At 40.3% G+C, this 25,313-nt stretch carries 19 protein-coding genes (1 of these 19 running past the window's edge); 9 read left to right on the top strand and 10 right to left on the bottom strand.

The annotated features are described in order from the left end of the window. Positions 1-968, bottom strand: partial view of an ATP-dependent RNA helicase RhlB gene (gene rhlB / locus BG00_RS04725; RefSeq protein WP_010392673.1) — the 5' portion only. It extends 310 nt beyond the left edge of the window; the window shows 968 of its 1,278 coding nt (coding positions 1-968); the start codon lies at positions 966-968; its stop codon lies off the left edge, out of view. Positions 969-1,059: 91 nt separating this feature from the next. Here rhlB and trxA point away from each other — a divergent pair, with 91 nt between their 5' ends. Both trxA and rho read left to right on the top strand, forming a co-directional pair. After that, positions 1,060-1,386 carry a thioredoxin TrxA gene (gene trxA / locus BG00_RS04720; RefSeq protein ID WP_013463750.1) on the top strand — a complete coding sequence of 109 codons (327 nt, stop codon included), beginning with the start codon at positions 1,060-1,062 and terminating at the stop codon, positions 1,384-1,386. A gap of 187 nt (positions 1,387-1,573) precedes the next feature. After that, entirely contained in the window at positions 1,574-2,833 is a 1,260-nt protein-coding gene (rho, locus tag BG00_RS04715; RefSeq protein ID WP_013463749.1) for a transcription termination factor Rho, read from the top strand. 78 nt (positions 2,834-2,911) lie between these two features. Here rho and BG00_RS04710 read toward each other — a convergent pair whose 3' ends face one another. Then, positions 2,912-5,734 carry a tetratricopeptide repeat protein gene (locus BG00_RS04710; protein ID WP_036980866.1) on the bottom strand — a complete coding sequence of 941 codons (2,823 nt, stop codon included), beginning with the start codon at positions 5,732-5,734 and terminating at the stop codon, positions 2,912-2,914. A gap of 170 nt (positions 5,735-5,904) precedes the next feature. On the opposite strand from BG00_RS04710, the gene BG00_RS04705 reads away from it, so the two are divergent. Continuing rightward, positions 5,905-6,486: a DNA-J related domain-containing protein gene (locus tag BG00_RS04705; protein WP_036980865.1), complete on the top strand. Its 582-nt coding sequence runs from the start codon at positions 5,905-5,907 to the stop codon at positions 6,484-6,486. Positions 6,487-6,494: 8 nt separating this feature from the next. Here BG00_RS04705 and dbpA read toward each other — a convergent pair whose 3' ends face one another. Both dbpA and BG00_RS04695 read right to left on the bottom strand, forming a co-directional pair. Further along, positions 6,495-7,883: an ATP-dependent RNA helicase DbpA gene (gene dbpA, locus BG00_RS04700; RefSeq protein ID WP_036980864.1), complete on the bottom strand. Its 1,389-nt coding sequence runs from the start codon at positions 7,881-7,883 to the stop codon at positions 6,495-6,497. Positions 7,884-8,113: 230 nt separating this feature from the next. Continuing rightward, entirely contained in the window at positions 8,114-9,832 is a 1,719-nt protein-coding gene (locus BG00_RS04695; protein WP_081762890.1) for a TonB-dependent receptor domain-containing protein, read from the bottom strand. A 279-nt stretch (positions 9,833-10,111) separates the two neighbouring features. Between BG00_RS04695 and BG00_RS04690 the strand changes: the two genes are divergently transcribed. Beyond that, positions 10,112-11,053, top strand: coding sequence for a tetratricopeptide repeat protein (locus BG00_RS04690; protein WP_036980863.1), 942 nt, complete (start codon positions 10,112-10,114; stop codon positions 11,051-11,053). Between the two features lie 82 nt (positions 11,054-11,135). Here the strand turns inward: BG00_RS04690 and BG00_RS04685 are convergent, their stop codons facing one another. Next, complete coding sequence (locus BG00_RS04685) at positions 11,136-12,041, bottom strand: DUF808 domain-containing protein (protein WP_036980862.1); 906 nt, start codon at positions 12,039-12,041, stop codon at positions 11,136-11,138. 122 nt (positions 12,042-12,163) lie between these two features. Here BG00_RS04685 and BG00_RS04680 point away from each other — a divergent pair, with 122 nt between their 5' ends. The 5 genes from BG00_RS04680 to BG00_RS04660 all read left to right on the top strand — a co-directional run bounded on the left by BG00_RS04680 (position 12,164) and on the right by BG00_RS04660 (position 17,463). Further along, the gene (locus tag BG00_RS04680) at positions 12,164-12,442 is read left to right on the top strand and encodes an MliC family protein (protein ID WP_036980861.1); all 279 of its coding nucleotides are present in this window, start codon (positions 12,164-12,166) and stop codon (positions 12,440-12,442) included. A 67-nt stretch (positions 12,443-12,509) separates the two neighbouring features. After that, positions 12,510-14,540 (top strand): methyl-accepting chemotaxis protein, encoded by a 2,031-nt coding sequence (locus BG00_RS04675; RefSeq protein WP_036980860.1) that lies wholly within the window; start codon positions 12,510-12,512, stop codon positions 14,538-14,540. 71 nt (positions 14,541-14,611) lie between these two features. Beyond that, complete coding sequence (gene ubiD / locus BG00_RS04670) at positions 14,612-16,078, top strand: 4-hydroxy-3-polyprenylbenzoate decarboxylase (protein ID WP_013463739.1); 1,467 nt, start codon at positions 14,612-14,614, stop codon at positions 16,076-16,078. 86 nt (positions 16,079-16,164) lie between these two features. Then, positions 16,165-16,878, top strand: a complete 714-nt coding sequence (gene fre / locus BG00_RS04665) for an NAD(P)H-flavin reductase (RefSeq protein WP_036980859.1) — start codon at positions 16,165-16,167, stop codon at positions 16,876-16,878. A 171-nt stretch (positions 16,879-17,049) separates the two neighbouring features. Further along, complete coding sequence (locus tag BG00_RS04660) at positions 17,050-17,463, top strand: CBS domain-containing protein (protein ID WP_036980858.1); 414 nt, start codon at positions 17,050-17,052, stop codon at positions 17,461-17,463. Positions 17,464-17,509: 46 nt separating this feature from the next. On the opposite strand, the gene add is transcribed toward BG00_RS04660, so the two are convergent. From add to hemC, 5 genes are all read right to left on the bottom strand, one after another. Next, positions 17,510-18,511, bottom strand: coding sequence for an adenosine deaminase (gene add, locus BG00_RS04655; RefSeq protein WP_024601988.1), 1,002 nt, complete (start codon positions 18,509-18,511; stop codon positions 17,510-17,512). A gap of 122 nt (positions 18,512-18,633) precedes the next feature. Beyond that, positions 18,634-21,324, bottom strand: a complete 2,691-nt coding sequence (locus BG00_RS04650; protein WP_036980857.1) for an ATP-binding protein — start codon at positions 21,322-21,324, stop codon at positions 18,634-18,636. 48 nt (positions 21,325-21,372) lie between these two features. Continuing rightward, a complete protein-coding gene (locus BG00_RS04645; RefSeq protein WP_036980855.1) occupies positions 21,373-22,482 on the bottom strand; it encodes a heme biosynthesis HemY N-terminal domain-containing protein in 1,110 nt (369 codons plus the stop codon). Then, the gene (locus tag BG00_RS04640; RefSeq protein ID WP_036980853.1) at positions 22,479-24,317 is read right to left on the bottom strand and encodes a uroporphyrinogen-III synthase; all 1,839 of its coding nucleotides are present in this window, start codon (positions 24,315-24,317) and stop codon (positions 22,479-22,481) included. Before BG00_RS04640 ends, BG00_RS04645 begins: the two co-directional genes overlap by 4 nt. Continuing rightward, the gene (hemC, locus tag BG00_RS04635) at positions 24,317-25,255 is read right to left on the bottom strand and encodes a hydroxymethylbilane synthase (RefSeq protein WP_036980850.1); all 939 of its coding nucleotides are present in this window, start codon (positions 25,253-25,255) and stop codon (positions 24,317-24,319) included. The genes BG00_RS04640 and hemC overlap by 1 nt, the downstream gene beginning before the upstream one ends. Positions 25,256-25,313: the final 58 nt, after the last annotated feature.

Genomic DNA, 25,313 nt, shown 5'->3' with positions numbered 1-25,313 from the left:
CTTACTTCTGGAATATGTAAACCACGCGCAGCAACATCGGTAGCTACTAAAAAGTCTAGCTCGCCTTTACTAAATTGCGCGAGTATTGATTGACGTTTCTTTTGGTTTACATCACCGGTGAGCATACCCACTCGATGTCCATCTGCTTTTAACCATGCATACACAGTTTCACAGCTGTGTTTGGTATTTGCAAAAACAATGGCTTTCTCGGGCCATTCTTCTTCAATCAGGGTTAACAACAGCTTAATTTTATCTTCTTGTGAAGGATGAAATAGCTCTTCTTGAATACGTTTACCCGTTTTTACATCGGGTTCTATTTGCACATGCTCTGGGTTTGTCATATGTTCAAATGCAAGCTCTTGTACACGATACGACAGTGTGGCAGAGAATAATAAGTTTAAACGTTCTGATGTATCCGGCATACGACGGAACATATAACGGATATCTTTAATAAAGCCTAAATCGAACATACGATCCGCTTCATCTAGCACGACTACCTCAATTTCATTAAGGGTGTAACAGCCTTGCTTGTAAAGATCTATTAGGCGACCTGTAGTACCAATTAAAATATCAACGCCTTTTTCTAGTTGTGCACGTTGTTTTTCGTAATCTTCGCCACCATATACTAAACCTAAGTTAAGATTACAGTGCGGCGCTAAAATTTTTGCATCTTTGTGTATCTGAATCGCAAGCTCCCGAGTTGGGGCCATGATCAGGGCTCTTGGATGTTTACTAGGTGCTTTGCTAGATTGTAATAACCGGTGGCATGTGGCGGTTAAAAACGCCAACGTTTTGCCTGTACCTGTTTGTGCTTGGCCCGCAATATCGCGCCCTTCACAAATAAACGGTAGGCATTTAGCTTGAATGGGTGTGCAATATTCAAACCCACTTTCGGTTAACCCGGCAACCACTTCCGGTGCAATAGCAAAGTCTGAAAACTTTTTATCGGTCAAATGTGTCTTAGTCATAGCGTTTAAGCATAACGTTTAAACTTGCAATAAGAAACAAGAGTGTTTAAATACGCACTAAATATTTCGCCTAACTAAACCGGAGAGCGCAATGAGCGAGAAAATAATCCAAATTACCGACGATAGCTTTGAAGCTGACGTATTACAATCAGACAAACCTGTACTAGTAGACTTTTGGGCTGAATGGTGCGGACCGTGTAAAATGATCGCCCCAATTCTAAGCGAAGTTGCTGAGGAATTTGATGGCCGTGTAACGATTACTAAATTAAACATTGACCAAAACGCAGGTACTCCACCTAAATTTGGTATTCGTGGTATTCCTACACTACTACTTTTCAAAGATGGTCAAGTGGCTGCAACTAAAGTAGGCGCATTATCAAAAACACAATTAGTTGAGTTTTTAGAAAACAACATCTAAGTGTAAATTTATAAAAAAGGGCGCTCAGCCCTTTTTTTATTATTTATTTTACAGAAGTACTGGACGCTGCAGTAATGACCTGCTAGTTTATAAAGCCAACTAATCCTTAGTTATATTCAACAAACCTCACTCAACGATCTAATAAAGCGATTTTGAGTATGACAACTGTAATAAAGAACCCACCAATATGCATTTACGCGAATTAAAAGACAAGTCTATAAAAGAGCTTGTAAACTTAGCTGAGTCCATGGGGCTCGAAAACGTAGCCCGCTTAAGAAAGCAAGACATTATTTTTGCTATTCTTAAATCCCACGCCAAAGGCGGAGAGAATATTTTCGGCGGTGGTGTATTAGAAATTTTGCAAGATGGTTTTGGCTTTTTAAGATCATCAGAAGCTTCTTACTTAGCTGGCCCAGATGATATTTATGTATCTCCAAGCCAAATTCGCCGTTTTAGTATGCGTACTGGCGACTCTATTTCAGGTCTTATTCGTCCGCCAAAAGATGGTGAGCGTTACTTTGCTTTACTTAAAGTAAACGAAGTTAATTTTGATAAACCTGAAAACTCTCGCACTAAAATACTTTTTGAAAACCTGACGCCACTACATGCAAACGAACGTTTTCGTATGGAACGTGGTAACGGCAGTAAAGAAGATATTACCGCACGAGTTCTTGATTTAGCGTCACCCATTGGCCGCGGCCAACGTGGTTTATTAGTAGCACCGCCAAAAGCGGGTAAAACCATGTTGCTACAAAATATTGCGCAATCAATCACACATAACCACCCTGATGTTACATTAATGGTTTTACTTATTGATGAACGTCCGGAAGAAGTGACTGAGATGCAACGCCTAGTAAAAGGTGAAGTTATTGCATCAACATTCGATGAACCAGCATCTCGCCATGTACAGGTTGCTGAAATGGTTATCGAAAAAGCAAAGCGCTTAGTTGAGCACAAAAAAGACGTGGTGATTTTACTTGATTCAATCACACGTTTAGCACGTGCTTACAACACCGTTATTCCATCATCAGGTAAAGTATTGACCGGTGGTGTAGATGCTAATGCATTACATAAGCCTAAACGTTTCTTTGGTGCAGCACGTAACGTTGAAGAAGGCGGTAGCTTAACAATTATTGCGACTGCGCTTATTGATACCGGCTCTAAAATGGATGAAGTTATTTACGAAGAGTTTAAGGGTACGGGTAACATGGAACTACACCTTAACCGTAAAATTGCGGAAAAACGTGTATTCCCAGCTATCGACTTTAACCGTTCTGGTACGCGTCGTGAAGAATTACTTACTAAGCCTGATGAGCTCCAAAAGCTGTGGATTTTACGTAAGATAGTCCATGACATGTCAGAAATTGATGCCATGGAATTTTTAATCGATAAACTATCAATGAGTAAAACCAACGATGAGTTTTTTGATTCGATGAAACGTCAGTAATCTGAACGCTGGTTAACTAAATGTTTTTAAATAAAAAAGACACCAGATGGTGTCTTTTTATTTTTAGAGTAAATCAGCTTATCTGTATTGCTTAAGCAGTACCAGCAAGTCATTTACTAATGTTGTTAACTTTTGAGTGTTAATTTGTGACTGAAGTAATTCATCATCTAGTGCTTTTGCCACTAATGCTATCTCTTTAAACTCAAACATTTGTGCCGCACCTAAAACTCGGTGGCTATCTTTTTGCAACAATTTATAATCTCCAACTTTAAAATGCTGTTCAATTAGCTCACTTTCTGTAATCAGGCTTTGTTTAAAACTCGCTACTAAATCACTCATATCTACATGGATACTTTCTGTCGATAAATCCTCATTTGCTGAGCTTAAGTATTTAGCTAAAACAGTGTAAAAAGATTCTTTGTCTATTGGTTTTGCTAAATAATCGCTAAAACCAAGTGATAAGTAGTGGTCAATCTCGTGGCTCATGGCATTGGCCGTTAACGCTAAAATAGGCTGCTCATAGCCACATTGTTTGAGTAGTTCAAACGCAGAAATACCATCCATAACGGGCATTTGAATATCTAAAAGCACCAAATCCGGATACAACTTTAAACTTTGCTCTACGGCTTGCTCACCATTTTCAACGGCAATCACTTCAAGTCCTAGGGAGTGTAAATAACGACTGATCAGTTTTCGGTTATCACTGTGATCCTCAGCAAGCACCACCTTACCGGATAACAACCTATGCCCCTCACCCGATTTAGCCTGCATATCATCGTGGCAAACTTGCTCTTCAACTTGTATACAAGGCAAATAGAACGAAAACTCACTGCCCTTTTTAAACTCACTCTGCACGCTAATATAGCCACCCATCATCGCTGCTAACTGCTGCGACAAACTCAAGCCCAAACCGGTACCGCCAAAACGTCGGCTAATGCTGTTATCTGCTTGACTAAAGCATTCAAAAATAAGCTTAAGCTGTGAGGATCTCATACCAATTCCAGTATCTTGAATACAAAAGAGCAGCCCTTGATCCGTTTTGCTAACAGCAATTGTTACGTGCCCCTTATGAGTAAACTTAATGGCATTGGCGCATAAATTAATAAGTATTTGTTTTACTCGAGTTAAATCTAGCCGCGTAAAATAGGTATCACCTAACTGACTCTCTAATATCAATGACAAGCCTTTCGCTTTAGCTTGTGGAGAAAACATAGCATGAACATCGTTGATCAATCGCACCATATCAAAACAGCTAATGTTAAGTTCTAGCCTGTTTGCTTCGATTTTACTTAAATCAAGCACATCATTAATCAGGCTTTTTAAATGCTCACTTTGTCGTTGTATTACCCTAAGCTCATCTTGTAATTGCTCAGCCTTGTACTGACCACTAATAAGATTATCTGTTTGCGCCAAAATAGCGGTTAACGGCGTTCTAATTTCATGGCTTATATTTGCTAAAAACTGGCTTTTAACCTCGTTAGCTTCACGCAGTTCTTGCGCCACACTTTGCAGCTCTTTGGTGCGCTGTTCAACTTGATCACTCAGCTTTAACTTCGCTTGTTTTTCTGTTCGGCGTTTATAAACAGCAATTACTGTAATTAAAATCAATATGGCAACAATCACCAATAAGAACATCAGCTGTGAACGTTTAGCTAATTGTAATTCTTGTAAGTATTGTTGCTGTTTTAATTGTTTAATTTCTTGGTTTAGCTGATTTGATTCAAACTGAATTTGAAATTGACTGACCGCTTTTGAGGCTTCTTCGGTATTAACACTGCGCTGATAATCAACATACTGTTGATGCAAACTTAACGCTTTTTCATAATCCCCTAAGCTAGCATGGATCAGCGCTTCAACCCCCAAACCGTCTTTTATGCGCATGCCATTATTATACTCTTTGGCAAGCGTAATTGAACGCTCTGAGGTTTCTTTGGCATTTTCTGTATCGCCTTGCACAAATTGAACAGTCGATAACACGTGTAAAGCAGCCGCTAGTAACGACTTATTATCAGCCTCAAGTGCAAACTGCTGCCCTGCATTAGCATGATATAACGCGACATCAAATTTATTTAATTTAAGGTTAATTGTTGCTAAATTGGCGTGCTTAGTCGAAAGCTGAAAGGCGTTATTAACACTTTGATAGTAGCGCAAAGCTAATTGGTTGTAATGCAACGCTAACTGGTACTGCCTTGATTCAGTGTACGCCACACCCATGTTACCGTATACCTGTGCAACGCCATCGTCATCACCAAGCTCTTGAAAAACTTTTAAAACCTCACGATACATCTCAAGCGCGGACTCATAGCGAGAGAGACGAATATAAATACCGGCAATATTATGTAATATATCGGCTTTATCTTGTGCGCTCCCCTCTTTTTCATAAATGACTTTGGCTTGCTGATAATAATCGAGGGCTAGCTCCATGTTATACATATCAAAGTAAGCGAGCCCAATATTACTGAGTAAGTTAGCCTGTTTAATCGGGCTTTTAAGGGGAACGGCAATGTTTAACGCGCGATTATAATCAACGACCGCTTGTTGCACTAACCCTTGATAATAAAGCACCACGCCTTGCATTTTAATTGCACGAAAATAAAGTTTTGGCTGTTCTTTAAGGGTGCTATTCGCCTCTAGTAATTTAAAATACTTTAGTGCGTTAGCTAAATCACTCTGTGTAAACGCCAGCTCCGCTAAGTCACTGTAAATGGTCACGCGTTTTAAGTTTGGAAGATCAGGGTTAGCTAATATGTCTGTTGCAAGGCGGTGCTTTTTAGTCCATGTTTGCTCAAGATCGAACTGCTCAAACAAACTTGTCTGCTCATTGGATAAAGCGTCGTTTGATGCACCACTCAGTAAAACCAAAAGAACAATAAAGCAGATGCGCTTTAACCGAGTCAGCATAAAAATATCCTTTAATCCTTGCTAGCCATAATAAAATGACAGCCAAACAATATGTAAACATCTAATTTAGACGAATATAAAACAGGCATTCACGCCCACTCCTTGGGGTTTAATGTTACTTAGGTGTATGATAATTTGTTAAAGATACACCAATTAATAGATTGTAAACAATGTTTAACCCACTGATAGATGAGATTTTTGAACTATTAATCAATAAAAAAGTGTGGATGGTTCATACTTTAGCATCGGAACTAAAAGAACGTGGGTTACTTGATACCTTAGCCGCTGATCCCGAGCGTGATTTATTTAAACGTAATTTTTTAATTATGAATGCACTTTATCAATTACAGCAGCAAGTCATGCCAAAACAGCAGCTACTGATTGAAAGTTTACACATTGAACTGGTGAGCGACCCTAGCCAAAACCAACTTCACCCAAACGATCCGCTGCGTGACTACTACTTAAACTGGCAAAACTTTGAAACATCAACAGCAGAAATTAACGCATTATTAGATAGCTTTTGGCAACGTTTCAGTAAGCCTAAACAACATGAAGCGCCTTTAAGTGCTCAGCTACATCAGCAATTAATCGCTCGCTGGCAATTAGTACAGCCAATTACCTTAAAAACATTACAAAAGCGTTGGCGACAACTTGCAGTGCAGCATCATCCAGATAAACAAGGGGGTGATAATGAAGTGTTTAAACAATTAAAAATGGAATATGAGCAACTCAAGGCGAGCTGCTCATTTTAGATCGAGAATTAACGCGTTAGGCGACGAGCACGGATTTTACGTCCTTTAATATTACCTTCGGTTAATTTGCGTAACGCTGGTTTAGATGAGTTACGCTCTACCGCAACAAATGCCACGTTATCAAGTACGTTGATTTTACCAACTTGGCGCCCAGCAACACCGTCTTTTCCGGTTAATGCGCCTAAAATATCACCCGCGCGCACTTTTTGCTTTTTGCCTGCATCTATCATCAGCGTCACCATTTCAGGTTTGTATGGCGGCTTATCTAATAGGTTATAAGATGGCATTGGCTCAGGGGTAAAATCACGCTCATAGTGGTCACCAATTTGCGCTACTTTAAATTGCTCTGCCTCACCATAAATAGAACATGCAATCCCTTTTTTGCCTGCTCGTCCGGTACGGCCAACACGATGTACATGAGTTTGTGGATCGTGAGCTAAGTGATAGTTAATCACCATGTCCATATCATCAATGTCTAAGCCGCGTGCAGCTACATCGGTAGCCACTAAAATAGACGCACTCTTGTTCGCAAAATGAATCAGTGTACGCTCACGGTCACGCTGCTCTAAATCACCATGCAGCGCCACCGCACTAAAGCCTTCATCGGCTAAGTCATCACATACTTGCTGCGTTTCTACCTTGGTATTACAAAACACCACACAGCTTTGAGGGGTAAATTTAAGAAGTAGCAGCTTAAGCGTTGGATAACGCTGTTTATTATTATCCATTTTGTAGAAGTATTGTTTAATCGTACTTTTTTCTTGCTGCTCTTCTACTTTAATCATTTCTGGATTGCTTAGTACACGCTTAGCAATAGCTTCGATTGATTTTGGAAAAGTAGCGCTAAATAACAACGTTTGACGATTGGTTGGAATGCGATCAATTATGGCATCGAGGGTATCTTGAAAGCCCATATCAAGCATTTGGTCGGCTTCATCAAGTACCAGGGCTTCAACATCATCTAAACGCAATGTACCTTTGCGAATATGATCATCAACTCGCCCCGGTGTACCCACAATAATATGTGCACCATGTTCGAGTGAACCAATTTGCGGCCCAATTGAAACCCCACCACACAAAGTTAAAATCTTAATGTTATGAATACCACGCGCTAGTTTACGCATCTCAACCGCCACTTGCTCTGCAAGCTCACGAGTTGGGCACAATACTAACGACTGAATACGAAAGCGTTTTACATTTAGCTTGGCTAAAACGCCTAAACTAAATGCCGCTGTTTTACCTGAGCCTGTTTTGGCTTGGGCAATAATATCTTTGCCACTTAAAATAGGCGGTAGGCTTTGCGCCTGTACAGGCGTCATTTGGGTGTAGCCGAGCGTTGATAAATTATCAACTAACCCTGAAGGTAAGGCCAACGATGAAAAAGCAGTTGCAGTCACAATTAATTCCAAAAAAAATAAACAAGCTAACGAGGTCAAACCTCGAATTTAATAACTTGCATAATAGCAGAATACGCAGCATCTGTTTACTTACAAAGTGGATGGCTGATGCTATTTCATATTGTCACTTTTTATTTTTCTTAACAATGAAGATGAAGAGAGGGAAAAGGATAGTTAATAACTAGATAGGGCGCTGTGCGGCGCCCTTATAAAAAAGTGAACAGTAGCAATTAAAAGTAAGCTGTTACACCAACCCAAAAATTACGACCTTTATCTTTTACGTTGTAGTCATCTGTAAATAACACTTCACTTACAGCACCACGACCCGATGCGTATTCAAATTCGCCATCACCATTAAGATCAGTATACGACGTGCTGTAAGAAGTAAAGTCTTTATCTAGCAGGTTGTTAACTCGCGCATTAATTTGTACGTTTTCGTTAACATAAAACTGAGCCCCTAAGTTTAATAGGCTGTAGTCTTTATAGTACAATGCTTGATCATGAACACTATCCCAACCACGGTAGCGATCAGAGCGATAAACACCTTGCAAGAAAACGTCCATAAAATCTGTCGCTTTCCAATTCAAAGACAAGTTTGCCATGTTCTCTGCAGTGTTAGTTAAAGGCAGGCCATCTTCTGTACCACCTTGCTGTTCGCTGTCAGTCCAAGTGTAGTTACCATTTAATGAAACCGTGTTCGTTAAAGTGTATTTCCCAGCAACCTCAATACCTTGTAACTCAACCTCATCAATATTAATTTTTTGACTGTAACTTTGATAACCTAGTTGATCATACTGTCCCAAGTTTACACAAGGGCGCACATCGTTGGTTTGCTCACAGCTAAAAATAGTATCCCCCCTCGCTATTTTGTCTTCAAACTGTGTATTGTAATAGGTGATATTGATATTGTGATCACCACTGAGTGAATTCCAGTAAAGCGCCACTTCTGAGTTAACACTGGTTTCAGGCTCTAGCTCTGGATTACCTGCAAATGGGCTAGTCCCTTGACCACCAAACCCGGTAATACCATCATATAAATCGGTTGTTTGTGGCGTTTTATATCCAGTGCTCACACCCCCTTTTATCGTCCACTCTTCATCAAAGTTATATACGCCGTATAAACGTGGTGACACTTGACTCCCAAATACATCATGCTCGTCGTAACGCACACCCGCTGTAAGTGTAAAATTATCTAAGATCATCCAGTTATCTTCAGCAAAAATTGAAAACATATTTTGTTTTTGTATTTTCCCCGCTTCGTTACTTTCTAGACCAAACACGCCATCTTTTAATTCACCATCGATTAGCTGACCACCGACAGCAATATTATGATCGCCAAGCGCACCTGAAAGCGGAATATCAAAACGTAGGTCGTAAGTATATTGACTACTTTCTAATGGCCGCTCAGGGCGTGGTAAAAAGGTTTCTGCGGCTAAATCTTTGCGCGCTTGCTCGTCCATATTGGCATATTCGCCAGCGCCGTCATACATTTCTTGCAGGTGTAACCGCTCTGCTGCACTAAGCGGTAACGTACGACCGTTGTTTTGCGTATCAACATATGAAACCGACGCTTTCATAGTTGCCCAGTTCAGTTCTGCATCGTAGCTTAGAGACCACCACTGACGATCAAATTGTTGATCTTCTGCATAGCCCGCACGCGGATTTACTTGTCCACCTCTATCTTGCCAAAGTGCTTCAATACTATCTTTTGTACCCAACGGGTAAGTAATGGTATCTGATTCAATATCATAGCTTGGCGTGTTATCGTACACTTGGCTTGAATTATCATAATCAAAGCTAATATGGTGGTTTTCAACAGGTGTGTAGGTTACTGTAAAACCATATTGTTCATTAGTATTATCAACAGTACGCCCACCACTACCAAAGCCTAATGAACGTACATGCACTTTACCGTTTGGATCAACCGCAGGCAGACCATTTTGGAGCATCAGTAGGGCGTTTGCCCTCTAATTTTTCATCACGCTCATATTGAGAACTTATTCGATAAAAACTACCTAGTCGGTGGCGGTTTAAATAACGTTACCGTAGGTGAAGGCACAAGCGTGCGTTTAGCCGCACAATTTAGCTTCTAAGCTGATTCTCTATAAAGCCCATATCAAAAAGTATGGGCTTTATAAACCAATCCTTTATGACATAATTACTTACAGTTTGCTGCTTTACTAATTTATCACTTGCTCTAAAGTTGTAAATTAACAAGGAGCCTTATTATGTTGCTTTTCAATACGAGTCAGTCATTTCCTTATTTTGCACAAACGCAGTGCTGCCCTAATTGCCATAGCCGCGCCTATCATCTGATAAACCAAAGTCGCTTTTTACGCTTTACGGTTATTCCTGTTTTACCTTTAGCGCTAAGCTATAAATACGAATGCTATCAATGTGGCTATAATGCGCCTGCAAAGCTAAAGCAGTTACCTATTTTTGAAATTGTCACTCTACCTAAATACTTTATAGGAGTGTTTTTAGCGTTATGGGTGGGGCTGTTTTTTTACCAACAACACGCTGCAGCGCAAGCGCAAAAGCAACACTACTTAACTAACCCTAAAGCGTACGACACGTATTTAGTACACGCCGATAAATTTACTCATGAGCCATGGACACTGACCAACTTAAAAATTGCGCAGGTTTTAAGTTTTGATGAGCAGTTTATAACTTTTCAGATAAGTAACTACAGCTATAAACGTAACAACGGCATTACGACAGCAATGCGTACTAGCTTATTAGTGCAAAACGGTTATTTCTCAACTGACAAAATTACTTTGCCTCGTAGCGAAGTTATAAGACTCTATAACGACGGGGTGATTTACGACGTACTACGCCCCTCAGCAAACAGTTTATATGGTGGTTTTGTAATGTTTCCGCCAAAACCTAAACCGCTATATAAAGGTTTAAAGCTCGACAAAAATAACCAACAAGGGATTACCTACTTTAAAAATGGACAGTACAAAGAAGCCGCTGAAAGCTTTAAGCTTGCCGCAAATGCCGGCTCGCAATGGGGGCAGCTAAATCTTGCGCAAATGTATCGAGATGGGCAAGGCGTAACTAAAAATGTAAAAACAGCAAAGTATTGGTACGAGCAAGCTATAGCGCAAGGTAATAGCAAAGCGAAATATGAGTTAAAACAGCTTTGTGACAATAGCCAATGTAAATAACCTAAGCTGTAGTTAAATAATTAATAGTGTGCGCTTTGATGAAAATATAAAACAAAGCGCAGTCTAAAAATTCACACAGCAGTTATTTTTTAAATATTTTTGTATAAGCTAAATGCAGAATAACAATGCATAGCCCCGCTACTACCCCTAGTAATCCGTCAAATATAAGAGGGGCTAATATTTCGCCGGTGCCATTTAATAACGACTTACCTATGGTTATTACTTCTAATTGCCAATGATGTAGTAGCTCAATACCGTGGGATAAAATGCCGCCACCGACTAAAAACATGGCCACAGTGCCGGCAAAGGCTAAAAATTGCATAAGCCTTGGCGCTGCTGCTAATAAGCCTTTACCGATCAGCTCTTTAAACTTATTGGCCGACACCTTGGATTGGTTAAGTAAATACAAACCCGCGTCATCAAGTTTTACAATTCCAGCTACCAATCCATAAACACCAATTGTCATGATGATGGCAATAACACTTAGCACCAGTGCTTGATTCATTAATGTAGCCCCAGCCACAGTCCCTAAGGTAATTACAATAATTTCAGCAGAAAGAATAAAGTCAGTACGAATAGCACCTTTTACTTTTTGCCTTTCATATTCAACTAAATCTAACTTTTCATCATCATCTATCGTTTCCTCATGGTGAGGTAAAAAGCGAGCAAATACTTTTTCAGCGCCTTCAAAACATAAAAATAAGCCACCCATCATTAAAAGTGGTGTAATTAGCCAAGGCAACCACACACTAATTAATAACGCAGCAGGGACTAATATCGCTTTATTTAAAAAAGACCCTTTTGCCACTGCCCATACTACCGGCAGCTCTCTATCGGCAGTGACCCCTGTAACTTGCTGCGCATTGAGCGCCAAGTCATCTCCTAGTACGCCTGCCGTTTTTTTAGTCGCGACTTTACTCATGGTCGCAATATCATCAAGTAAGGTCGTTATATCATCAAGTAATGTTAAGAGGTTAGTGCCAGCCATGATATTCCCTAGCTAAAAATAAGAGCTTAAACATAACGTAAAGCCTTATTTTCACCAACGGTTAATTTAGCTTTGCTAAGCTCTTAATTAACCAAGCGACCAAATAAGTAAAACACAACCTAATGAAACACTACGCCATTACTATTACTTTAATAGCCCTGGTTGCATGCAATGAGCAACCCATTACAACAAACTACATGTGCGATAACACCGCTGCACAGCTGGATATTATTAGCAACAAACAGGCGACGCTCCGCTTTAATAAGCATGATTATTTATTAACTCATGAGGTGAGTGCCTCTGGTAGCAAATATATTAATACCAAGGTACTGTTTTGGAGTAAGGGCGAGCAAGCTATGCTAATAATTGACGGTAAAAAATATCAATGTACAAGCAATTAACCATTAACTAACAACATATTAAAAAACTTGCTACACTAACAAAAGTCTTAATATTGTTGATAACGTTATGCATTCTATCGCTATAAAACATAAAATAATTTTAGCCTTTTCAGCTATTGGTCTATTAATGCTCACCAGCTGCATATTTTTTTACTGGTCACTCCATCAAATCAGTACCACTAACTCGCGCATAGAAACGTTAGCGGTTCCGGTACAGCAAGCAAGTAAAGACCTGCGTTTATCGCTACTTTCAATTACTAAATTTAATGCCATTGCTTACAGCCAAACTAAACTTGATTTACTACTGCAAAATAAAAAGCAAGCACACGCAGAGCAAACACAGTTTTTTAATAAATTAGAGACGCTAAAAGCGCAAGTTGCCAAACAACAAAGTATGCAAACATTACTTGTTACTATTCATAATGACTTCACTAAACTAAATACAATAAGCAACGACATGCTTGCAGTAAAAGAGCAACGCTTTAAGGCACAAAGTACCGCCGCAGCACTGACAGTTACCTTTAATGAACAGCTACGCGATCTGAGTAACCAGTTACTTGATATAGAGCTCATAAACGTAGCAGGCAACCAGCAATCGCTTTTAAATGCAGTCTTTGGCACAGCGACTCGAATTGATGATTTATTATTTACTCTAAACAATAATGTCAAAGGCATTGGGCAAGTAACCACCTCAGAAGATATCAATGCCCACCAACAAGACACTTCTTTTTTACTCGATAATATTCAATCTAATCTTAGTTATTTAGAGCAACAAGCCTCTCCTATTACAAATAAGCTCAACGCCAATGAGTTAATAGCGGCGTTTAACGATTTAAGCAGCCTATTAAATAGCCCTGATGGGCTGTATGCATTGCAGAACACTGTACTCGATAGCAAAGACAAGGTTGATCAGCGGTTTGAAAGTTTTCAACATGCCTTTATCATTATAGAAAATCAGCTAATTGAGCTTAATAAACTTGCAGACACGCGCTTTGACTCCCTGCAAGAGAGCGCTAAGTCAGCAATCAATACCGGCTCTAGCTTAGTTATTATTATTGCTTTTGTTTTAATTGTTTTGCTGGTTATTATTTCAGTGTTTACTACTAACGCCATGCTAAAACCACTTAAAAAGGTAAATAAAGAACTCGCACGCATAGCCTCAGGTGACTTTTCACAGCGTAGTAATCCTCTAAGTAAAGACGAATTTGGTACCCTACTGCATAATACCAATAAGCTTTGTGATGATTTAACTCACCTAATAAAAGGGATCAGTAACGACGCCTACGAACTCGATAACTCAGCCATTCAAACCAGTGAAAAAGGGCAGCAAATGACCATCGTTGCTAAGCAACAGCTGGAACGCATCGCACAAGCAACCTCATTAGCGCAACGTATGCTACAAAGCTCACAAGCCGTTTACAAACAAGCGCAGAGTACCTCAAATGAAATAACGAATGCCTCGCAGTTTGCAAATGATGTCAATGACATTGCAAACAACAATAGCCAAAGTATTGAATCTCTTTTAAGTCGCTTAGATAAAGCCGTCACCAGCACCGAGGAGCTTGCGCAATATACCCAACTGATTGGCGCTATTGTTGATACGATTAGCAGTATTGCAGAGCAAACCAATTTGCTAGCGCTTAATGCGGCCATTGAAGCAGCAAGAGCCGGTGAACATGGTCGAGGATTTGCCGTAGTGGCCGATGAAGTGCGTTCGCTTGCAGCACGAACACAAAGCTCCACTAGCGAAATAACCACCATGATCAACACACTACAACAACATACTCAGACTACCCAAGCTGAAATAAATGATGGTCAACAACAAGCCAAGCATTGTGTTGAAAACAGTACTGAACTAAATGCAGCCGTTGAGCGTATCAAAAGCACGTTAGTATCGGTCAATGCAATGAGCAAAGACATTGCCCATGCATCGCATGAACAACTTGCAAACAGCACTGATATCCAACAAATAATGGCTAAGGTAACCGATCATGCCACCTTAAATGCCGACAATGCGACGACCCTAGCAAGCGAAAGTGAAGATGTTAACCAACTTGCACACTCTTTAAAAGATGCGGTAGAGCGCTTTAAGTTTTAAGTGCAAGTAATGACTTGGCTTGCATGAACTGGGTATAATACTTTTAACTTTTTGCTAAGTAACGGCCCACAATGAAATACAAAGATCTACGCGATTTTATCGATTTACTTGAAAAACGAGGCGAATTAAAACGCATCAGCCAAGAAATCGACCCGTATCTTGAGATGACCGAAATTGCCGATCGCACACTGCGTGCTAAAGGCCCCGCTTTATTATTTGAAAACCCGAAAGGGTATGACATGCCTGTTCTAGCTAACTTATTTGGTACACCTAAGCGTGTAGCAATGGGTATGGGCCAAGAAGATGTCAGTGAATTACGAGAAGTTGGTAAGTTATTGGCATTTTTAAAAGAGCCAGAGCCACCAAAAGGCATTAAAGAAGCCCTTGGACAAATTCCGGTATTTAAGCAAGTCCTTAATATGCCAGCCAAAGAAGTAAAAAAAGCGCCCTGCCAACAAGTTATTTTACAAGGTGACGATGTTGATTTAACCAAGCTTCCTATTCAGCATTGCTGGCCAGGTGATGCTGCGCCTTTAATTACTTGGGGTTTAACCGTTACCAAAGGGCCTTATAAAAAGCGTCAAAATTTAGGGATTTATCGCCAGCAGTTACTTGGCAAAAATAAAATTATTATGCGTTGGTTATCTCATCGTGGTGGCGCGCTTGATTTTCAAGAGTGGTGCAAAGAACACCCTGGTGAGCCGTATCCGGTATCAGTGGCATTAGGGGCAGATCCTGCCACAATTTTAGGGGCGGTTACTCCGGTCCCCGATACATTAAGCGAATATGCTTTTGCCGGTTTATTACGTGGCAGTAAAACGGAAGTGGTTAAGTCTATTTCGAATGATTTACAAGTACCGGCCAGCGCAGAAATCGTGCTTGAAGGGCATATTATGCCGGGCGAAATGGCACCTGAAGGCCCCTATGGCGACCATACGGGTTACTATAATGAAGTCGATGACTTTCCCGTTATGACGGTCACTCATATTACTCATCGTAAAGACCCTATTTATCACAGTACCTTTACGGGTCGTCCGCCTGATGAGCCAGCTATTTTAGGGGTGGCTTTAAACGAGGTATTCGTACCAATTTTACAAAAACAATTTCCAGAAATTGTCGATTTTTATTTACCGCCAGAAGGTTGTTCGTATCGTATGGCCGTGGTTACCATGAAAAAACAATACCCAGGGCATGCCAAGCGCGTAATGATGGGGGTTTGGTCATTCCTACGACAGTTTATGTACACTAAATTTGTTATTGTCTGCGATGATGACATTAACGCCCGAGATTGGAACGATGTCATATGGGCTATTACCACCCGTATGGATCCTGCACGCGACACCACGTTAATTGAAAACACGCCAATAGACTATTTAGACTTTGCATCGCCTGTCTCTGGCCTTGGTTCAAAAATGGGCATGGATGCAACCAACAAATGGCCTGGCGAAACAACCCGTGAGTGGGGCGAACCTATTGTTATGGATCAAGCCACTAAAGATCGCGTTGATGAACTTTGGGATAGCCTAGGTATTCTTTAACGACTTTGGTCTAGGCTATAAACTCACCCTGCGGATATGCTACTATTGCTCAAATAAAGTGCGTATCCGCTAATTTAAGGTAAAACATGCAAACATTACACGCTGACGTTGTTTCTATCAGTCCACTAACAGAATTTGTTCATAAAGTTATTTTAAAGCCGCAGCAACCCGTCACATTTGAAGCTGGCCAATATTTACAATTGGTTTTAGGTGAAAAAGATAAACGTGCGTTTTCAATTGCAAGCCGTCCTTCACAAACGGATGCTTTAGAATTACACATTGGTGCTTCAGTTGCTGACTCATATGCTATGCAATCGCTAGAGCACCTTCGTAGTGCTCACAATAATAATCAAACCGTGACTATTGAAGCGGGCTTAGGTGTTTCTCAACTACGTTTGCAGTGCGAGCGCCCCATTATTTTACTTGCTGGCGGCACAGGCTTCTCTTACGCAAAATCAATGGCCGATCACCTTGCTGAAATAAATTGTCACCGCCCAGTGCTATTTTATTGGGGTGTTAAAGAAGAGTCTGCGCTGTATGCACACACCGAAATGAAAGCTTGGGCAGATAGCCATAAGCACTTCGAATTTATTCCTGTGGTAGAAAATCCTACTGACAGCTGGACTGGCCATACTGGTTATGTGCATAAAGCGGTAATGGACGATATCATCTCGCTTGAACCTTACGATATTTACATGGCAGGTCGTTTTGACATGATAGGCATAGTGCGCGATGACTTTATTAGCCACGGAGCCATTCGCGAAAACATGTACGCAGATGCATTTGCTTTTATCAAATAACAGCAAATGCATCATTTTTAAGGCACCTTAGGGTGTCTTAATTGTTTTTATTACCCGCCATTACCGCTGCGATGATTGTTATTACCTATTAAACTCATCAACATAAACAATTTCCTAAAATCCAATCTATAAACCATACTTTGTATAGAACATTCAGCGGGAGAAACCTAAATGCTAAATACAAAAGTAAAAGATTTTATGCAACACAAGTTGCCTCATATTACCCCTAATACAGAAATGACGACCGCCATTGCAGAACTACAAAAATTTAAATTGCTTGGTGCCCCAGTATTTGACGATAACAAGTTGCTAGTAGGTTTTATCTCTGAGCAAGAGCTACTTAAACCCCTAATGCAAAGCAGTTATTTTTGTGACGGTATGGTAAAAGTGTCGCAGTTGATGCAAACAGAAGTTGTGACGGTCAGCGGTGATACTAATATCATGCAATTAGCAGAACAAATGCAACCTGGTAAGCCAAAGAATTATCCCGTGGTTGATGGTGACGTTGTAGTTGGCATGATCAGCCGTGCCGATATTTTAAAAGCACTTTATGATAATTACGTTAGCTGTCAAACTCACATATAAACAAAAATGCCACTGTAAACAGTGGCATTTTTAATCGTATGGGTGATTAACGCTGTGCGACTTTGGTTTTGAGTGCCTGTTTATCTGCATCACTTAAATACGCAATTTCAAGTGCATTGGCTTGCGCTTTTTCCATATCAGCTTGCGATAAACCAGCTTGTGGCGCTGCAGTTGCATATTCGTACTCAATTTCAATCCCTTCAACAGCCGGATCATCGGTATTAATGCTGGCCAAAATGCCATGATCTAAAAACTGTTTTAGCGGATGCTTAGTTAAGTCATTTACTGTGCTGGTTTGAATATTGCTGGTTAAGCACGATTCAATACCAATACGGTTATCACGTAAATAATCCATTAGCGTTGAGTCTTCAATCGCTTTAACGCCATGCCCTATTCTGCTTGCACCAAGCTCGTTTAATGCTTGCCAAATACTGGCAGCACCCAATGCTTCGCCAGCATGCACGGTAACCGCTAAATACGCATCACGTACTTGTTTAAAGTGATCAACAAACAGCTCGCCAGGGTAACCAATTTCGTCACCGGCTAAATCAACCGCGACCAAATCATTTTTAAAAGCAAGTAAAGCATCCAGCTCGTGTTGACAGGTTTTAACACCATAAGTACGAGACAAAATACCAATTAAGTTTGCTTTAATATCAGCATCTTTTGTTGCACTTTTAATACCATCGACCACAGCTTCAACAACGCCCTGAGGATGTAAACCTTGGCTTTGTGCCATGTAGTAAGGGCTAAAACGTAGTTCTACGTAATCAAGGCCTTGCGCTTGTGCATCTTCAATGTTTTCTATCGCAATTCGTCTACAAGCATCATAATCACCCAGTACCGTGACCCCCCAATCAAGCTTTTGTAAAAATGCCATTAGGTTTGGCTCAGGATCAATAACCTGAACATGAGGAATAAGTGCCTCAACATTATCTGCTGGTAAAGCTATATTAAACTGACGACCAAGTTCTAATATGGTTTGCGCGCGTACATTCCCATCTAAGTGACGGTGAATATCTAGCAAAGGTATTTTTCTATTAATCATAGTAGCTACTCGGTTGAATTAAAATTGCGCGAATGATACGCAGGTACATTAATATTTCAAGAGTAGAATATTTAAAATGGTGCTTGGAGGCCTTATGTCTGCCTTTTGTACAAAAATACGTGTTACTTATCTAAGCGAGATAAATAATACCAAAGCGTTTTAAATAGCTCATCAGCTTCAATAGGCTTGGTCATGTAGCTATCCATTCCAGAGGCAATCGCTTTTTGAGCGTCTTGTTCGTGAGCGTTGGCGGATAAACCAATAATAGGTAAATCAATAAAACCTAACTCATTACGAATCACTTTTGTTGCTTGTAAACCATCCATATTAGGCATTTGAATATCCATAAATACTAAATCGTAGTTTTTTTCGCTAAGCATCGCAATCGCTTCTAAGCCATCTTTTGCGATATCAGCAATACCGTGTTTAGTCTCTAAAATAGCACTTACAACATGTTGGTTTAATGGGTTGTCTTCCACTATAAGTAATTGATATTTTTCTAAAGAAATATTACTGACATCAATTTTTGATAAAGCATCAGCACTGTATTTGGCTTTTGGCAGCGATGAATGAACTGGTAAGCTAAAAGTAAACGTAGATCCATGCCCCTCACTGCTTTTTAAATCAATAGCCCCTCCCATCAATTCGACCAATTTTTTACAAATACTCAAACCTAAACCAGTACCACCGTACTGACGCGACGTTGAGCTATCGGCTTGAGAAAAGGGTTTAAAAAGCTGTTTTTGAGCTGCAGAGCTAATGCCAATCCCGGTATCGTTAACGCTAAAGTATGTCATTTTTGATGATTGCCAAATCTTTAACGTAATACAGCCCTTTTCGGTAAATTTTACTGCATTATTTAATAAATTAAGCAGAATTTGCTTTAAACGAATAGGATCGGTATTGAGAGTTAAATGCGCATCGCTGTCATACTCTAATTTTAAAGAAAGCGATTTACTCTCCACCTCAAATTGCATTAAACCGACGATGTCCTCGGCTAATTGTTTGAGGTTCACAGGCTCTTGCATTAACTCAAGTTTACCGGCTTCCATTTTAGAAAAATCGAGTACATCGTTTAACACTCTTAATAATACACTTAGAGCACCATCAGCTTGCTCTATATAGCCTTTTGCTTGCTGCCAATCCTGTTGTTGTAGCGCTAGATAGTGCATACCCTTTATGCCATTTATTGGCGTACGTATTTCATGGCTCATGTTGGCTAAAAACTGACTTTTTATAGCACTGGCTTCATCGGCCTTTTGTTTTTCTTGGCGTAGCGTGAGTGTTTGCTGTGCCACTTGTTCGCGAATTCGAATATTGGTAGCCGTCACAGAGATCAAAAATATAATCAACAACCACACAAATAACATACCCACTATTTGCGCCAGCCAGTATATTAACCACGATGATTTTAAAACGGGTTGATGCAGCTCAACGCGCCACATTCGCTGACCAATTAACAACTGATATTTTTTTAATAACACCATAGAATGATGCTCTGCAATATAAAGTGCCTGCTGTTTTTCAGCATTATTAATATCAAAAAAACTAATCGCAATACGCTCATTAGAGTCAAACGACAGCGACTTATAAAGTTTAGCTAAGCTAACCACGGCAACAACAAATCCTTTAAAATCGCCTTCTGTTACCACATTTCCAAAAACGGGATACATAAAGAGTACACTTAATTCATCGTTATTCGGTATCAGTGCTGTCGGTTCACTGATCACCAATTCATTAAGTACTTTAGATTTAGTGAGTGCTGTACGCACTTGCTCGTTTGAACCTAAATCAAACCCAACAATATCTTTCATACCCCTAAGTGGATTTATATATTTTACAGGGTAATACAACTCTCGATAGGGGGCTTTTTGCCATTGCCCATTCGCTGATTTTTGTTTGATAAACGGGTTTTCGCTATCAACTTGCTCAATCCATGATTGATACTCGGCACGAGAATCATCAGTAATAGCAGGAACCCATTTAAAAGCGAGTATTTCTTCACTGTAGCTTAATTGTTTAGCCGTAAACTGCGTAAACTCACTAAAACTAACGTCTTCACTATTTGCTAAAAAACCACTTAATAAAGATAGATGTGCAATGATCTCATCTAACTTTTGATTTATAGCGCTTTGAGTCGCAAGCACTTCCGTTTCTTGTTTTTGAGTGTCTTTTTGTTTTTTTACACTCGCTGCACCATAAAAACTAATACTAATAATCGCATAAATAAGTAATGCAGGAGCAATAACTTGTAGCCGATGGCGCATCTCAGAATAGTGAAATACAGCTAATAGTAATGGGGTAAAAATTAATACGCCAATACTGTCACCTATCCACCAAGTAATAAAATTATCCAGCGCATTCGCAACAGGGATGATCTGGTTAAATACTAATAAACTCGTACCAGCAATAGCGCCTATGACACAGCCGACAGGACCTGCGATTGCTAAGCTTTGAATACTTAATTTTAACGATGAAAGGTCTAGAGGGGCTTTTATTACTTTTGTAATTATTTGCGCGCCAAGCCATGCTTGCAAAAAAGCAGCGCCGCTGAGGCCCACTGCATGTAACAAAATTTGCCAGTTTAAAATATCTGTAACATGGTCTAAATGAATTAAATTAATCAGTAAAGAACCAGCAATAATGCCTAAGTAAGCGCGATGGCGCCATAATAAAAAACTGGCTAGTGCAATGCCTGCAGGTGGCCAAGAAGCCACGGCATAACCGTCTACTGCGAGTAATAAATTACTAAGATAACCAGTAAAAAAATAAGCGCATGCAAGACTAAAAGAGAATGTAAACACATTTTTCATAGCCTTCGCTCCTGCACTTTTAATTATTGATTTATAAAATATAATCCACTATTGGTAGAGCACAAGTGCCTTATCTAATTGTGCGCTGTGTTTATAGCTTAGTATAGCTTGTTGTCGATACTGTGATTTGTTATCGCTATTAAGCGCTTTGTCGAATACTCGTGCAGCTAAATCATAATCACCTTGGGCATTCGCTAAACACGCCAATGCTAATAATAACGCGTTATTGTGCTCATCTTTTTTCAACCGTTCTTGAATGCTTGATTGCAACTTATATGCATTACTTGGCGCAGCTTCACGTAAAATGTCGGCAAGTTCAGTGTGGTGCTTAGCATGTTTGAGCATTTTAATTAACGCGTTTTCAATACTCGCCAACTGCCCTGTTTTTGCCATTTGAGTTAAGTACGCAGTGTGCGCATGTGCTTGCAATTTCTTACCTAATTGCTGGTACTTACTGGTTAGCTCATCACTTGCTTGAGCAGCAAAATAAGCTAAAAACACCTGCTGCCACTGCTTATCGCTCAATGCATCTTTACGTAATAAGCGCGGTAAAAAGTCTTCTAGTATTTTAAAGTGCTGCTGTTGCACCAACACTTCAGTGTACAATTTTAGCTCAAGTACCGTGGCTTTTTTAGACTCAGCCGCCATCCGTATTTGCGGTTCAATAACACTGCTGTCGCCACTGGCTAACCATAGTTTAGCCACTTTTAGTTGCTGCTCAGGGCTTATTTCAAACAAGTATTCCAGCGCTTTATCGGGTTGATTATTTGCCAGTGCAGCTTTTGCTAGTAACGCCAAACGTATGTCTAAAAATTTAGCTGGCACACTGTTACTTGATAACGCGCTTTCCACTTGCGCGTAATCGTCATTAATCAAGCTCCACAGCGCTTGCTCTATAGCTGCATGCTTGCGCTCTTGGCTGCGAGCAAAAAATCCATGTTTGGTATTTCTGTATATAGATAGGCAGTAGCGTATGAATTTGTAAGTTAAATACAAAGCTGCTGCGCTCAGTGCCGCCATAATACAAAACGAAACAATCGTACCTTCTATGGTCGTGTTATTAAATGAAATCAGTACATAGCCTTTTTCATCTAACACGAAAGGAGTGATCGCTAATACCAATACAATAGCGACAATAAAAATGATCAACCCTATCATTGTGCCCACTCCTTAACTTGCTCAGTACTTTGCAATGTCACCTCAGGGTTAAAGTTAAGCGGCTCTTTTTCAAGGTTTACTAAAGTTTGTAGTACCACTTTTGTGGCATTATCATCTTGCTTAAAGTATTCATTAACCAAACGTTTTGTGTCGTTTAAGGCGCTAAAATAGATGCTGGCTTGCTTGCTCATTAGCGCATCTTGCGCCTGAGTAATATTGAGCTTTATGCGCTGATTAATTAGGTGGCGCTCTCTATCAGTTAATAGCGGCTCTATTAATACCCCTTCGTGATGGCGAATTGTAATAAAGCTATCAACTATTTTATTCCAGCTATTTCGGATGTTTTGTTGCCAATCACTCATATTTTCAGAGAGCGCGTTTTCGTCAATTACTGACGCTTCTTCTGGCAAATTAACCGCATTAAATACCAAGTTATCGATACGATCTCTTACACTATTTAACTGTAAGTAAATCGCCTCTGTTGCAACGGGTTTAATGCTATCGAGCGTTTGTATGTCTTGTATAATTGCTTGGCGTAACTCAAGCGTACCTGGGTGGTCGCTTAAAAGTGAATCTAAACGTTTAAGCACTGCACTTGTGCCTTGATAATCTTGTTCAGCCCACAATTTAAATTCAGCCATACGTTGTAAGCTGGTCACTTCTTGTGGGTTTAATGTGTTACCACTTTGCTGCACTTTTTGCAGTGCTGCTTTTAATGCTTGCTGATTTTTTACAGAGTTTTCATTGAGCGCCCTAGCAATTTGCTCTTCGCTCTTTTGTAACGCTTGCTGTAGACTGAGCTGCTCAGACTTAAGCGCTTGTAGCTCTTGCTGCAATATCTTATTTTGCTCTGTTAATGCATTAACCGCTAAATTTTGCACTTTACCGGCATTGAGCTTTTGATAAAACTCATAACCCACGCCACTGGCAACAAGTAACGAAATCACCAACGCTAAACTCCCCACCTTACTCACTTTATGGGTATTATTTTGCGTTTGATTATTGGCTTTTGCAGTGTCATTTTTAGCGGTGTTAGACGTGTTATTGGCTATTGGCTGCGCTGCTTTTTCTACTTTTGACGTCGCTGACTGTTCACTCATTTTGCTACCTTGCTGATTAATGCAGGCAAACATAGCGTGGTCGCTAGCCCCTGCCGCAGTATGTATATGTGTCGAATTTATTTTTTGCTGTTGTAAATAATCGCCAATACGCTCACTGGCAACATAAAATTCGCACTGTTGTAACCATGTTAGTTGCGCCGCGGTAAGGGTATTAAAAATGGCATCAACAGCGGCATTACTAGTAATGACTATACCGTGTACATTCTGGCTTTGCCAGTGGTCAATCCAGTCAGCGGGTTGTTGCGCTACCGGCTCGCGCTGATACACTACACAATTATTTAAAAAAGCACCGCGTTGTTTTAAGGTTTTTGCTATCTCAGGCCGCCCACCAATACCTTTAACTAACACAATATTACTGCCATCAACCTCAGCCAATGACTTAAGGGCCAGCAACCCCTCAGAGTCATGTTGTTTTGGCAGAGCCGCACGTACACCAAATACTTCATAAATGGTGTCGGCTGTTTGTTGGCCAACACCATAAAACTGCGCTTTGGTGTTAATTGCAGGCTTAAGGGCACTCAGTGCATGTACTGCATCTTGCGAAACAAAAATAATTTTGTCGGCATTAACCAACGGGCTTAGCTCAACGCTTGTTGGGGTTAAATACGTTATTTTTAAAACAGGACATAAAGACGCTTGATAACCCGCTTGCTCAAGTTGCTGTGCAAGGGCTGCGCCTTTTCCTTCGGGCCGAGTTATCAAGATGTGTTTCATTATGCGTCTCGATATACGTCAGCAAGGATTTTATCTGCGCCTTGTGCTAAGAGTTTTTTAGCCAGCTCAATCCCTAATTTTTCCGCATTATCAACATGCCCACTAATTTCATCGCGTAAAATTTCGCTGCCATCAATAGCCCCAACTAAACCACGTAAATGCACTTGCTCGCCATCAACCAGTGCATACGCACCAATTGGCACTTGGCAGCCCCCTTCTAAGTGGCGGTTCATTGCGCGCTCGGCATTAACACGAATACGAGTTTCACTGTGCTCCAGCGGTGCTAATAAGGCTTTAGTAACTTCATCATCTATACGGCATTCAATACCGACAGCACCTTGACCATTAGCAGGTAACGACACTTCTGGCTCAATAAAGTCACGAATACGTTCACCCATTTCTAAACGAATTAGCCCAGCCGCTGCAAGTATAATCGCATCGTATTGACCGCTATCAAGCTTTGCTAAACGTGTGTTTACATTGCCACGTAAGTCACGAATTTCTAAATCAGGGCGCAACGCTCTAATTTGGCATTGGCGACGTAAACTTGAGGTGCCAACAATGGCGCCTTGCGGTAACGCATCAATATTGGCAAAATTATTTGATACAAACGCGTCACGCGGGTCTTCACGCTCACAAATAACGTGCAATTCTAAATCATCTGGAAATTCGACTGGCACATCTTTCATTGAATGCACTGCAATGTCTGCTCGCCCATCAAGCATGGCTTGTTCTAGCTCTTTTACAAATAAGCCTTTACCACCAATTTTAGCCAGTGGTGTATCTAAAATAATGTCACCTTGAGTCGACATGGGCACCAGCTCTACACGCACATCATCGTGAAAATGCTCTAGCTGCGCTTTTACAAATTCAGCCTGCCACAGTGCCAATGCACTTTTACGAGTGGCAATGCGAACTAACTTTGTTTTTTCAGTCATAAAATATCCATTAATAATTACTGGGGTCTGTTGACCTTTCAGGATTAAAATTTGTTCA

This window comes from Pseudoalteromonas sp. SCSIO_11900 (assembly GCF_000576475.1).
GTDB lineage: Bacteria > Pseudomonadota > Gammaproteobacteria > Enterobacterales > Alteromonadaceae > Pseudoalteromonas > Pseudoalteromonas tetraodonis.
The sequence above is the reverse complement of the archived record's forward strand: the minus strand, read 5'-3'. Positions and strand labels throughout refer to the sequence as shown.